Annotated in this window: 12 protein-coding genes; 3 read left to right on the top strand and 9 right to left on the bottom strand. The window is 31.5% G+C overall.

Annotated features, from left to right (window positions below; genetic code table 11):
* Positions 1 to 54: 54 nt before the first annotated feature.
* The 3 genes from DIS18_RS10660 (at position 55) to DIS18_RS10650 (ending at position 3,017) form a co-directional block, all read left to right on the top strand.
* Positions 55 to 669 carry a DEAD/DEAH box helicase gene (locus tag DIS18_RS10660; protein ID WP_109353043.1) on the top strand — a complete coding sequence of 205 codons (615 nt, stop codon included), beginning with the start codon at positions 55 to 57 and terminating at the stop codon, positions 667 to 669.
* Between the two features lie 49 nt (positions 670 to 718).
* Positions 719 to 1,315 carry an acyloxyacyl hydrolase gene (locus DIS18_RS10655; protein ID WP_109353242.1) on the top strand — a complete coding sequence of 199 codons (597 nt, stop codon included), beginning with the start codon at positions 719 to 721 and terminating at the stop codon, positions 1,313 to 1,315.
* A gap of 91 nt (positions 1,316 to 1,406) precedes the next feature.
* Positions 1,407 to 3,017, top strand: coding sequence for a helix-turn-helix transcriptional regulator (locus DIS18_RS10650; protein WP_146191821.1), 1,611 nt, complete (start codon positions 1,407 to 1,409; stop codon positions 3,015 to 3,017).
* A 294-nt stretch (positions 3,018 to 3,311) separates the two neighbouring features.
* On the opposite strand, the gene DIS18_RS10645 is transcribed toward DIS18_RS10650, so the two are convergent.
* The 9 genes from DIS18_RS10645 to DIS18_RS10605 all read right to left on the bottom strand — a co-directional run bounded on the left by DIS18_RS10645 (position 3,312) and on the right by DIS18_RS10605 (position 13,522).
* Complete coding sequence (locus tag DIS18_RS10645) at positions 3,312 to 4,862, bottom strand: acyl-CoA carboxylase subunit beta (protein ID WP_109353041.1); 1,551 nt, start codon at positions 4,860 to 4,862, stop codon at positions 3,312 to 3,314.
* 2 nt (positions 4,863 to 4,864) lie between these two features.
* Entirely contained in the window at positions 4,865 to 6,307 is a 1,443-nt protein-coding gene (gene accC / locus DIS18_RS10640; RefSeq protein WP_109353040.1) for an acetyl-CoA carboxylase biotin carboxylase subunit, read from the bottom strand.
* Between the two features lie 90 nt (positions 6,308 to 6,397).
* Positions 6,398 to 6,883, bottom strand: coding sequence for an acyl-CoA carboxylase biotin carboxyl carrier protein subunit (locus tag DIS18_RS10635; protein WP_109353039.1), 486 nt, complete (start codon positions 6,881 to 6,883; stop codon positions 6,398 to 6,400).
* 101 nt (positions 6,884 to 6,984) lie between these two features.
* A complete protein-coding gene (locus tag DIS18_RS10630; protein ID WP_109353038.1) occupies positions 6,985 to 7,659 on the bottom strand; it encodes a PrsW family intramembrane metalloprotease in 675 nt (224 codons plus the stop codon).
* Positions 7,656 to 8,210 (bottom strand): NUDIX hydrolase, encoded by a 555-nt coding sequence (locus tag DIS18_RS10625; RefSeq protein WP_109353037.1) that lies wholly within the window; start codon positions 8,208 to 8,210, stop codon positions 7,656 to 7,658. The genes DIS18_RS10630 and DIS18_RS10625 overlap by 4 nt, the downstream gene beginning before the upstream one ends.
* A gap of 14 nt (positions 8,211 to 8,224) precedes the next feature.
* Positions 8,225 to 10,345 carry a T9SS type B sorting domain-containing protein gene (locus DIS18_RS10620; protein ID WP_146191820.1) on the bottom strand — a complete coding sequence of 707 codons (2,121 nt, stop codon included), beginning with the start codon at positions 10,343 to 10,345 and terminating at the stop codon, positions 8,225 to 8,227.
* Between the two features lie 121 nt (positions 10,346 to 10,466).
* Positions 10,467 to 11,555, bottom strand: coding sequence for a M42 family metallopeptidase (locus tag DIS18_RS10615; protein ID WP_109353035.1), 1,089 nt, complete (start codon positions 11,553 to 11,555; stop codon positions 10,467 to 10,469).
* 423 nt (positions 11,556 to 11,978) lie between these two features.
* Complete coding sequence (locus tag DIS18_RS10610; protein ID WP_109353034.1) at positions 11,979 to 12,743, bottom strand: DUF6090 family protein; 765 nt, start codon at positions 12,741 to 12,743, stop codon at positions 11,979 to 11,981.
* Positions 12,744 to 12,763: 20 nt separating this feature from the next.
* Positions 12,764 to 13,522 (bottom strand): hypothetical protein, encoded by a 759-nt coding sequence (locus tag DIS18_RS10605; protein WP_146191819.1) that lies wholly within the window; start codon positions 13,520 to 13,522, stop codon positions 12,764 to 12,766.
* Positions 13,523 to 13,581 lie beyond the last annotated feature (59 nt).

Here is a 13,581-nt window from a genome sequence, read left to right as displayed (position 1 = left end):
TTGCTAAAAGTATTAAATACTATATTTGTGCTCTTTATCGAGATATTTGATTATATGCCATTTAAAAAACTTATTGAGCCTTTAAAAGATGTTCTTGAGAATAAAGGCTTTGAAGCGCCATTAGCTTTTCAAAAATTAATTTTATCAAGAATAAAAGGTGGTGCAAGTTTATTTTGTATTGCTCCTAAAGGCACAGGGAAAACAACAAGTATAATTCTTAGCGTTATTCAAAAACTAAAAGGTAAAGCTTTTGAAGATGCTCCTAGAGCTTTAATCTTTGTGAAAAATAAGCAAGCAGCATTAGATTTAGAATTAGAATTTAACGCTTACCTGAGGAGAACGGATTTACGTGTTTATTGTGCATATGATGAAAAAAATATTGATGATCAGCGTAATGAAATTTATGATGGTGTAGATATTGTTATCGCTACTCCAAAACGCTTAAATAAACTCTATTATCTTAATGGAATAAATTTGAACAAGTTGCAGCTGTTTATTGTTGAGGATGCAGAGTTTTTGTTTACAAATAATAATTTAGCTGAAATATCTAGAACACCAGAAAGTATTGGTAAGTGTCAATATTTAGTTTTTTCAACATTATTTGATAGTCGTTTTGAGCGTTGGCAAGATTCTTTTATGTACAACGCGCAAGTAATTAAATTCAAATAGTTTAATGAATCATAAATTTTCAATTGCATTTTTTTTAACCTTAGTTTTTATGCTTAGTTCATTTTATTTAAATGGACAGATAAAAAAGGAGAACCTAAAATTAGGTTTAACTTACGGAACTGGTTCTCAAGATAAATTTCCGTTTAATGCTAAGGATTATATACATAAAGTTGATTTTTATAAAGTACAAATTAACTACAGATTTAAAGATAAAAATAAATGGGCTTTTGAGATTAATTTAGAGCCTAGTTATAATGTTGTTGAGCATCAACTTTTAAACAAATTTTATGTAAAGCCAAGTGATGCTGATAATTATGAAGAGCTAAGAGAATTATATACGCAAAAACGTAAGATAAAAGAATATGTCTTAAACTGTGGAATAATTGCTAGATATAAAATTCACAAAGGGATTAGTTGTTATGCTATTGGTAGCTTAGGTCCAATGATTTCAGACAAAGCAACAGAGCGATTAGCGAAAGGTTTTGCTTTTTCAGATATTTTTGGTTTAGGCTTATCCTATGAAATAAATAAATTGCAATTTGATTTTAGACATTCTGTTAGACATACTTCAAACCTAGAATTAAAGCAGCCAAATGGAGGCCATAATACTACCAATATTGAATTTTCAGTTTTATTTAAACTTTAAAATTTAAAGTATAATTGTAATACTTTACGTATTTAATTTTTATTTGTATATTTTTACTCAGCTATTGATAAAATAAATAAGAGTTAAACCAATGCTTAAAATTAATTTCTCTCTCAAAATTATAGGCCTTTGCTTGTGTTTTTTCTTTTTTGGTTTGTTTGTTTCTGGTCAGACAGAAAATCAATATTTCAGGCTTGTAGATTCTGCCGATATACATATAGACACTAGTTCAGAAAAAGCCTTATCTTTTCTAGAAGCTATTCCAAAACCAATTGAAGATTTTATTCCAGGTAGAGTTGCAGAATATTATGCTTTAAAAGCTCTAGTGCATGATGATTTTAATGAGTACACTAAATATCATCAATGTTCTATTCTAGCAATTAAATACGCTGAAAAAGAAGAGGATTTTTGTATTGCAGGTGAAGCTAGTGTTGGTATATATTCTAATATGTATTTTATAGGTAAGCATGATGCAGCATATGAATACTTAGCTAAAGCCAGAGAATATTACAAAAAATGTGATTACAAATATGGGCTTATAGAAGTAACTCAAGTAGAGGCTTATGCTAAATTTCTGGATGGTGATTATATAGCATGTAATACATTTCTCTTAAGTGAATTAGAAAATTATAAAAGCATAAAAGATGATGCCTACTATTATATGTTTGCATTATATATGCTTACTTCAAATTATATTTATTTAGACGATTTTAAAAATGCGCATAAATATTTTGATGAGTTTAAAACATTAAAAGAAAATAATACTATTGCCAAATATAATTATTTTTCTTTTGAAGGTGCTATCCATAGCTGTTTTGCAGATGTCTTTTTAGGAAAAAAGGAGATAGACTCTACTCATTTTTATTTGCAAAATTCTTCAAAGCTAGTTGACTATATGTCAGAAGATGCTTTAAGAGACTATTATAGATTATATGCAGATGTAAATAAATATGAAGGTAATATAGAAAACACAAAGGTTTATATTGACTCTTTAGTATTACTACAAAACAAAATACATGGCAGGACTATTGAAGCCAGTTTTGAGGTTAACGATTCTTTGGCTAAAGCTGAGTCTGAATTAATCGCTCAAAATGAAAAGAAGACGTTCAATAGTTTTTTAGCTGGTTTTATAGTTGTTATTTTGTTGTTGTTAAGCTTGTTATCCTTGTTTTATTATAGAAAACAAAAAAGTAAATTAGATACTTATAGTCGAGAAACTGATAATAGTTTGTCTTATTTAAAATCTAATAACGAACAGCTTGCAACAAAGGTTTATGGTTTAGAAGAGTATATTAAAAATTTAAAGAAAGAGGTAAAACAAATTTCTAGAACAGAATGTATTGAGCATCAGAAGGAAAAAATTAAAGATTTATATAAAAACTTGCATATTAATTCATCAACATTATTAGATAAAAGTGAAAATCATTTAGATTTAGTTAACGAACTTAATATTGAGTTTTTTAGGAAGATAGAGGAGATTTATCCTCAGTTAAATAAGTCTGAGATAATTATTTGCTATTATTTATTTATGGGGTTTCCAAATAAAGAAATAGCACTATTTTTAAATACTACTGTAAGATCGGTTGAAAGTAGGCGATATAGGATTTCTAAAAAAATTGATCTTGTTAATACGGATACTACTCTTGTTGAGCATTTACAGAATACATTTTCTAGCACATTGAAAGGGTTTCAGGTAGATTAACCTTTTTTTTTACATTTTATACTTGTGAGTAATTAATGCGTAGTCAAATATTGTGATGATTTGCACAACTTTTAGATATTTGATTATGCTATTATCAATAAATTAATTGCTCAAGTTTAACTTACTTGTTTTTTATTTTTTAAGGTTTGATTTAGTTCTATTTTGATATACTAGGTTGGTTGTATTTCAAATTAGTTTAAATTATCTAAACAAGTATAAGGTGATTAATTAAGCCTTTTTGAAGGCTTTGTAAATTGAAGTAAAATTAGGAGTCTAGAAATAGACTCCTTTTTTTTATAGAGGTATATTTCCGTGTTTTCGTTTAGGGCTATCTATTTTTTTGTTTTCAAGCATATCAAATGCTTTCAATAATTTTCTTCTGGTATTTTTTGGCAGAATAACTTCATCAATAAAACCACGTTTTGCTGCCCTATAAGGATTAGCAAATTTCTCAGCATATTCAGTTTCTTTTTCTGCTAATTTTTCTTCAGGATTATCTGCTGCTGCTATCTCTTTTCTAAAAATAATTTCACTAGCACCTTTAGCTCCCATAACTGCAATTTCTGCCCCTGGCCATGCGTAATTAAAATCAGCACCAATGTGCTTAGAGTTCATAACGTCATATGCTCCACCATATGCTTTTCTTGTGATAACGGTTATTCTAGGCACAGTAGCTTCACTTAAAGCGTATAGAAGTTTAGCGCCATGAACTATAATACCATTCCATTCTTGATCTGTTCCTGGTAAAAACCCTGGAACATCTACTAACACTAGCAACGGAATGTTAAAACAATCACATGTTCGTGTAAAACGTGCTGCTTTTCTTGAACTATTAACTCCTAAAACACCTGCAAATGCCATAGGTTGATTTGCAATAATACCAATACTTCGTCCTCCTAATCTTGCAAATCCAACAATGATGCTTTCGGCATAGTCTTTATGAATTTCATAAAAAGAATTGTCGTCAATAACCCCAGAAATAACGTCATGCATATCATAAGGCTTGTTTGGATTGTCTGGAACTATATCAGATAAAACATCCCTTACTTCATCATCAATTGTAATCTCAAGTTTTTTTGTTTTTTCAGTGTTATTTTGAGGTAAATAACTTAAAAGTTTTTTTACGTCTTCAAGACAAGCAATATCATTTTCAGAAGTTTTGTGAGCCACTCCAGATTTTGATGCATGCGTTAGGGCGCCTCCAAGTTCTTCACTAGTAACTTCTTCGTTAGTTACTGTTTTAACCACATTAGGACCAGTTACAAACATATAACTGGAGTTTTCTACCATAATAGTAAAATCGGTCATCGCAGGGGAGTAAACTGCTCCACCAGCACAAGGTCCCATAACAGCTGAGATTTGTGGAATAACTCCGGAAGCTTGCACATTTCTATAAAATATATCTGCATAACCACCAAGTGAGCGAACACCTTCTTGTATACGCGCACCACCAGAATCATTTAATCCAATAATTGGAGCACCAACTTTCACTGCCATATCCATGATTTTACAAATCTTTTCAGCATGAGTTTCTGATAGTGAACCACCAAATACAGTAAAATCTTGAGCATAAGCGTAAATCAATCTTCCATTTACAGTGCCGTAACCTGTAACTACACCATCACCATAATAAATTTGGTTTTCCATTCCAAAATCTGTGGTTCTATGAGTTACTAATGCACCAATTTCTTCAAAAGAACCTTCATCAAATAAGTATTCAATGCGCTCTCTAGCAGTTAGTTTTTTATTGGCATGCTGTTTATCAATGCGCTTTTGTCCACCTCCAAGTTTAGAAAGGTCTAAAGCTTCTTTTAGCTTATTAATTTTTTCTTGTTTAGAATCCATAATTAGTAGTTAGGTAAGCGTAGTAATTTTTGGTCTTCAATATATTGTTTAACCGCTATTAATGCAGCAATTTTAGCTTCGTTTTCTGTTTCAGCTTTTAAACTTTCAGGAGAATAGAAATTTTTCACAAAATGCGTATCAAAATTACCAGAACGAAATGCTTCATGTTCGCAAACATATTTACCAAAGGGTAAAGTTGTTTCAACACCTTTAACGATATAATTTTCAATAGCCTTTATCATGAGTTGAATAGCTTCTTCTCTAGTATTACCATAGGTAATTAATTTGGAGAGCATAGGATCATAATAAATAGGAATATCCATACCTTCTTCAAAACCATTATCAACTCTAATACCTTTTCCTTTTGGTAACTGATAAGTGTCTAAATGTCCAACACTTGGTAGAAAATCATTTAACGGATCTTCAGCATAAACACGTAATTCTAGAGCGTGCCCGTTAATTTTTAAATCATCTTGTTTTATTTGAAGCGCTTCTCCACGAGCTACTTTAATTTGAAGCTCAACTAAATCTACTCCTGAGATTAATTCGGTTACAGGATGCTCTACTTGTAATCTAGTATTCATTTCTAAAAAATAGAAATTATGGTCACCGTCTAGTAAGAATTCAACAGTTCCAGCTCCAAGATAATCACAAGCTTTTGCCACTTTTATAGCAGCTTCGCCCATTTTAGCTCTTAATACGGGAGTTAAAACACAAGAAGGTGCTTCTTCAACGACCTTCTGATGGCGACGCTGAATACTACATTCACGTTCAAAAAAGTGTAAAACATTTCCATGGCTATCTGCCATAACTTGTATTTCGATATGTCGTGGAGAAGTCACATACTTTTCAATAAACACAGAACCATCACCAAAGGCAGAAGTAGCTTCACTAATGGCACGATTCATTTGAGATTCTAAATTGGCTTCTTTTTCAACAACGCGCATACCTTTTCCACCACCACCTGCAGAAGCTTTTATTAGTATAGGGAAACCAATATCATTTGCTATTTGTTTTGCTTTTTCAACATCTGTAATGGCTTCATCAATCCCGGGAACCATAGGAATATCATAGGCTTTAACAGCATCTTTGGCAGCCAATTTACTTCCCATGATTTTTATTGCCTTTGATTTTGGACCAATGAAAATAATATTATTGTCTTCGCATAACTCAGCAAAAGAGGCATTTTCACTTAAAAAACCATAACCAGGATGAATGGCATCTACATTTAAGTTTTTTGCAACTTCTATAATTTTATCACCTTTTAAATACGATTCGCTAGAAGGCGCTTCTCCAATACAAACCGCCTCGTCTGCAAATTTTACATGAGGTGCATTACGGTCTACTGTAGAGAAAACAGCAACCGTTTTAATACCCATTTTCTGAGCTGTTTGCATCACTCGAATAGCAATTTCTCCTCTGTTGGCAACAAGTATTTTTTTCATGTGTTAAAATTATTTATTTAAAATCGGTCACATGTAGCTTCCATTTTAACATTGTATTTTGTAAAGAGTTCTCGTTATAGAAGTTTCATATTATTGAAACTCAATTAAAAGTTGGTTTTTCTCTACCGCATCTCCTTTTTTTATCGAAATAGATTTTATAATACCATCTCTGGGAGATGTAATTATGTTTTCCATTTTCATAGCTTCAAGAATGAGTAGGTTGTCATTTTCATTTACTTCTTGCCCAACTTCAACATTAATTTCAAGAATTAACCCAGGCATTGGTGCGAGTATAGAATTGATTTGTTTGGTGGTTCCAACTGAAAAACCCATATCTTTTATTAGTAAGTCTAAGTCGTTGAAAATATTGACATTGTATGAGTTGTTGTTAACTTTTACTGTATATGATTTTCTGTTAAAATCTGCTTCAACAATTTCAGCTTTGAAAGACGTATTATCTTTTAGAATATGATATTTTTCTTTGGATGTTTGAAGAGCATCAAGTTTTAAAATATCATCTTCAGAAAAATCAAAATCAATGGCTTTATTCACTTTTGTCTTAAAATGTTTACTCATAATTGGAGAAATTAATCTTAGTAAATATAAGGATTTTTATAAAGGAATTTCAACCCTAAATAACACTCTTGAAAAGGGATTTTATATAAGTTTAATAAACCTTAAATTTTAAAATTTGAATCTTGTTGATGCCTTTTTATAGCCTTTCTAGATAGCACGATTCCAATAAATAAAGATATAATAGCACCTATCCAAATTCCAGGAACAAAGTCAATAAACAGAAAAAAATCATAGCTCCCATGAAAAAGGATAGCGAGGAATAACCCAGATAAATTTAAAACGATTCTATTACTCGAAAACTTTGCTTTCCCCATAAAATAACCCATTAAAATCCCAAAAGTGGCATGAGCAGGAACGGCAGTAAAAGCTCTAGCTAAAGCTGTTGTATAACCACCCTCAAGAACATAAAATATGTTTTCGGTTGCAGCAAAACCCATAGAAACCATAACAGCGTATACAATACCATCAAAAGGTTCGTTAAAAGCTTTGTTGGGCTGTGCAAAATATCTAACAATAATGTATTTACTAAATTCTTCAACTAAACCAACAACAAAAAAGGCTTTTATAAACTGTTGTAAAATGCTTGTTTCATTTGGTAATGGTAATACAATATCAAAGGCATAATACAAAATGGAAGTGATAATAATACTGACTATTGCACCTAATAGAAAATTGTAAAATAGTAATCGTTTTGGTTCCTTTTCATATTTATCCTTTAGATAAATGTAAAGTATAATTATAAAAACCGGAGCAACAGCTACAAGTAGTAAATTCATAAGTTTATATGTTTCTTAATCATTTGCAAAACAAATTCGTAGTAAGATTTATTTGAAGGCACAAAGTGATTACCATTATCTTTTATGTTAGTAATTAAAGATTGAAACTCATCAATTGAAACCATTTTTAATGCTTCAACTTCCTCTTGTTGCGGAATCAATTCAGAAATGGGAACTTGCAATGCAGCAATATAAGTATTATGAAATTCATTATCTATAATACCATTTTCATAAGATTGGAAACATTCAAAAACGCCTATTTTTTTCAATTCGTTTGAAGAAATTGTTAACCCAATTTCTTCTTTAGTTTCTCTAATAATACCTTGTTCTGGAGTTTCACCAGCATCAATATGTCCAGCCACCGAAACATCCCACATTAAGGGGCAAATAGTTTTATTAGCAGAGCGTTGTGATATTAGGATGTTACCTTCATCAGTGTATAACCAAAGATGCGACGTATGATGATAATACCCTTTTTTATGTATTATTGATTTTAATTCTGATTTCCCTGTGGGTTTACCATCTTTAGTAACAATATCGATGTATTCCATTTTAAATTTAAATCTTATTTTGTTCCTAAATATAATGTTCCTGCAATAGGTGCTAGACCACTTTTCATCATATTAATGATATAAAAATATGTTCCTGAAGGCACTTGATTTGCTGAACCAATTGCGCTACTACTTGCTGTTCCATTCCAATTGTTTTGGTAGTTATCAGATTGATAAATGATAGCGCCCCAACGATTGAATATTTTCAAGTCTACTACAAACCCACAATCTTTTATCTCATTAACAGTAAAATATTCATTCCATTGGTCTTGATTTGGTGTCACAACTTTAGAAATGGTAATGTTGCTACCATCAAAAACTCGATTTGAAGTTACCGATATAATTTGAGTGAAATCTTCAATAGTACGCCCACAAGCATCGGTAAAAGTCCAAGTGTTTGTATAACTTCCGTTATAATCACAATCACTATTTTGAATAAAATCCCCAGTAGTTTTTATGATATTAAAATCACAAATATCTGGAACAGGAAACAATGCTTGAGCATTCATTAATTCATTTTGATTATTGCTGGATATCTCTCTGTCTAAACTTCCTATTGGTGTTGCCCATTGCGGAATGGGTTGGTTTATAATAGTCGTTAATGGGTTTCCAATTTGACAATCGTCTAACACGCTGGAGCTAGAAGCCATAAAATTATTAGGATTCTGTTCTCCACTATAACTTGCTTCAAATTGAATATCAAAATCTAGATCGCAGTTTTCTTCAAGAAAATAACAAGCTTCTCTTACAATAACATCAAATTCGATATTTAATGGATCATCACCAATATCAACCAAACCATCTTCTATGAAAAATTGTAAAAGCCTAGTATCTAGGTTATAACTGTAAGTGACACCAACAGGTAAATTATCAGCAGAAACAAATTCAATATTTACGGGAAGTGTTTCAGAAAATAAAACGTTTAAAGCATTATCATTTCCAGTATTAGAAACATTAAAACTATAAGTTACAGTACTCGAAGCATTAGTTGTATTGTCAACTGCAGATGAATTTACAAGTATAGGATACAAATCTGGCACCCAAACTTCAACAGACAAACCAATTAAAAATAAACCATAGGTTTCTTGATTAGAAGCCAGTCGTATCGAAGCCGAAGTTTGACTGTTACCAATAATACTATTATTTGTGTTATCTAGCTGAAATACTGCGGCATCAAACCCTAAAGTATTTAAACTAGCTGGATTTCTATCCGTAAAATTAGTATTGTCAATGGTAATTCTACTATTGAAAAAATTATCAGAATTTCGCAAAGGCGCCGTTAGATCTATATAATCGCCAGCAATATTTTGTATTTGAAACCGATCTCCAATTAAACCTCTATCACCTTCCAAAGCACCAATTAAGGTGTTTACATTTACAGGACCATTAGGTATGGTTTGAAAACCAGAAAAGCTTACATCATAACTATTAAAATCTCTGGTAATGTGTGCGTAACCATCAAATATACTCACATTTTTAGAAACCAGTTTAGGGCTTTCATACACATATACAATTTGCCAGCCTCCAGAAGTTCCAGTATTGCCATCAGAATGCTGAAACAAAAATCCAGTTTTTGCTTCAATATTAGCTAATTGATATTTTCCAAACGGACTTTCTAGATTAGTTACTAAAGCTGTAATATCTTTAAAACAAATGTAAGGGTCGTTACTAAAATGAGTATCTCTACCTCGGTAAATCACTTCATCAGCAGTTAAAGTTGTATACTCATTTTCACCAGGAAGCATTAGTTTTACATCATTAAAATTCCAATCGGGTACATTGTCTTCACCTTCTTCATTTTCTTTATCTGCAGCAGCCCAATACAAATACGCTTTTTTAATACTTACGCAGGCTAATTGTGGCTCTGGATTTGTAAAATTGGCGCTACTAGAATTAAAAGTAGAGTCATCATTATCAATATCTACATAAACATTATCAACAAAATCATGGTTATCACCTTCACCATTGTAAGCTCCAGTGGCAGTTCTTGATATTACATTGTTAGCAATCAAAGTAAAATCACCACGAACCATCTCATTAAATCTAGGCGAAAATTCTTGTTGTATTTGAGCAGAAACGTAAGGAATACTACCAAACAAACCAATACATAGAATAATTAAAGTCTGTTTAGCCAATGGGAATTCATTTATATGTAAATAAGAGTTACCCAATAGGAGATATGTATTTAATTAAATATAAAATTGAGTCGATATATTAAAAAACCGACTCAATTTTATAATGTAGAAACAAAGTATATTACTTAAAATAACTAAATGTTTCCCCGTCTTTTATGTTCAATAATGTTTCGTAAATCAGTTTAATTACGTTTTCAACATCTTCTTTATGCACCATTTCTACAGTGGTATGCATATAGCGTAAAGGTAACGAAATCAAAGCTGATGCTACACCACCATTGCTATAAGCAAAAGCATCCGTATCTGTCCCTGTAGCTCTTGAAAGTGCAGAACGCTGAAACGGAATCTTTTTAGACTCAGCAGTATCTGTAATTAAATCACGCAATTTTTGCTGTACTGCAGGCGCATAAGCTACCACAGGACCAGCACCAATTTCAAGATGTCCCGCTTTTTTCTTTTCAATCATTGGGGTAGTGGTGTCATGCGTTACATCAGTAACAATTGCCACGTTTGGTTTAATAGTTTGGGTAATCATTTCCGCACCACGTAAACCAATTTCTTCCTGCACCGCGTTAGTAACGTAAAGTCCAAAAGGTAATGTCTTTTTGTTCTCTTTTAGTAATCGTGCTACTTCAGCTATCATAAAACCACCCATGCGGTTATCAATAGCTCTACACACAAATTTATCGCCGTTTAAAATATGGAACTCATCCGGATACGTAATTACGCAACCCACATGTACACCCAGTTTTTCAACCTCGGCTTTAGTAGCACAACCACAATCAATAAAAATATTATCTGGCTTTGGTGGTTCCTCTTTAGCACGGTTTCTTGTATGTATGGCAGGCCAACCAAAAACACCTTTAACAATGCCCTTTTTGGTGTGTATATTCACCACTTTACTTGGTGCAATCTGGTGATCACTACCACCATTTCTAATCACATAAATCAATCCGTTATCAGAGATATAATTCACATACCACGAAATCTCATCCGCATGCCCCTCAATAACCACCTTATATTTTGCTTTTGGGTTAATCACACCAACAGCAGTACCGTAAGTGTCTGTAATAAACTCATCCACATAAGGTTTCAAATAATCCATCCAAATTTTTTGTCCGTCCCACTCATAACCCGTAGGCGCTGCATTATTCAAATATTTCTCTAAAAAGTCCATCGACTTCTTGTTAAGTATGCTCTTCTTTGCCATTTATAAAAAGTTTTGCACTAAAATAATAATATAAAATGTAAAAAATCAATTGAAACTCCTCTTATATTTTAAAAGTTTTTGTGCGTTACCACAAGGGTCGGGCTTTTCGTTATATCTTTTTAAAACGTCATTGCGAGGAGTGAGCGACTTAGCAATCTTTCAAATCTAAGCGCAAATCAATCTTATAGTTTATTAAGTTTTAAAAAGGATGCCACTGCAATCCCTAACGCGGGTTTGTTTGCTAGAGGTGTTTTAAAACGAAAGTAGTTTTATTTTTGGAAGGTTCGTTTAACGTGTTTGTGTATGATTTCGTTGCGTGTTTCAGCAACTAAATTAGCAAACACAAACTGAATAGAAAATCCGAGAGGATTTTCGTAAGTAGGCGAGTACTAGCAATGAATTATACACGGTGTTGTGCTTTCGTTATTTACATTCTTTTTCTTTTAATAATCTTATAGGTTCTTTCATTTCCTTTTTCAAATTTGATAAATGTTGTTTCTGTCTGATTAGCATAGCAATAAATACTACAAGATTATCTTGAAACTTCACGAAGATTGGATTATCTGGCTCATTTGTCCAATCGTTTTTTGGTAATAGATTCACTAGTTCTTTATCGAGCACTTGATTAAGGTAATTAATATCTTGATATCCAAAATCAACTATTAATTCATAATCACTCATTCTTTTAAGAATTTCATTCCTATTCTCTTGAAGTAGATTTAAAATATTGTTCAAAAATGTACTGTGCTGAATGAGTCTGTTTTTAAGTTTCAAATCTGTCAACAGTTTTAACTGTCCTGACGATGTTATGTCTTCAAAAGCGATATTGCTAGGTACAAAAACGTCTTGTCTTAAAGCAATTACAAATTTATTAAGTATTTCACCTCTTTCATTTGGTATTTTGTTTAAATCTAATATCAATTCTTTACAGAGTTTTATTTTGTTGTTTATCAGTTCAGTAGTGTCATCAATTAATTTTTCATTGAGTTCAAAGTCATCTAAAATTCTACAGTAATAATCAGCTTCAGCAATTTTATTTTTTCGGTTTTCATTCCAGTTATTAATCTGCAAAGCAATCAAAATTCCAATGACTACAAGAACAATTTCTCCAATAGCATATTTAAAATACTTTCCAGTCTTACCTTCGGTGAGTAAGTTTTTGCGAATTTTCCTAAAGAATTTTATCATTGGTTAGCGTTGTGCTTTCGTTATTTTTTATCGTAATTCTCTATTGCTAATAATAATTCATTTCCAAAAGTTACTTGTTCTTTATAGAAACTTGTTAAGTCGGCAGTAAATAAGAAACCTCTATATAAAAGGGACAATACAATATTATTCCCTTTATGCTCACAAAGTTCATCTGTATAATTCCCAACAACTTCATTAAGTTTTTGATTTGGCCTTTTTTCAAGTTCAATCCATTCTGAAAAGAAGCCACTTTTGTGTAATTCTAAATCCAAATCATTTGCCCAAACTTGTAGACTTGTTTCTTCAAATATAACTTTATCTACTGCATTGTAATAATTGTAAATCAGTTCTTCAACTTTTGGATTGTCAAGATGTTGTAAATACCCAGAATTCTTTAACGATTCAAATCCACTACGGTTATAATTCAAGGGTTGCTCAATAATCATAACAAATACAGCAGAGGTTATGGTTTTTTGGTCATTCCATTTTTTATTTGAAATCAATTCTGTTGCATTAGCACACAATTGTGATTGTTCAGTTCGTGTTTTAATCATAAGCTCACTAACTTTTAAATCACTTTCTACATTTTTAGCAATTTTATCTAAATAATTTATGAGTGCTTGTTTTTCATTTTTGACTTGATTTTGATTATTTACTTGAAGTGCAATTAAAATTCCAATCACGACCAAGATTATTTCTCCAATAGCATAAAGAAAATATTTGCTAAACTTATTTTCAGTCAGCATTTTTTGTCTAATTTTTCTAAAGAATTTTATCATTGGTTAGCGGTTGGTTATAATGAAGCACAATGTTTTTAAGGATATGTGTCGTTTTAATA

The sequence above is a fragment of the Algibacter marinivivus genome (assembly GCF_003143755.1).
GTDB lineage: Bacteria > Bacteroidota > Bacteroidia > Flavobacteriales > Flavobacteriaceae > Algibacter_B > Algibacter_B marinivivus.
This window is presented reverse-complemented; position numbering and strand designations above follow the sequence as displayed.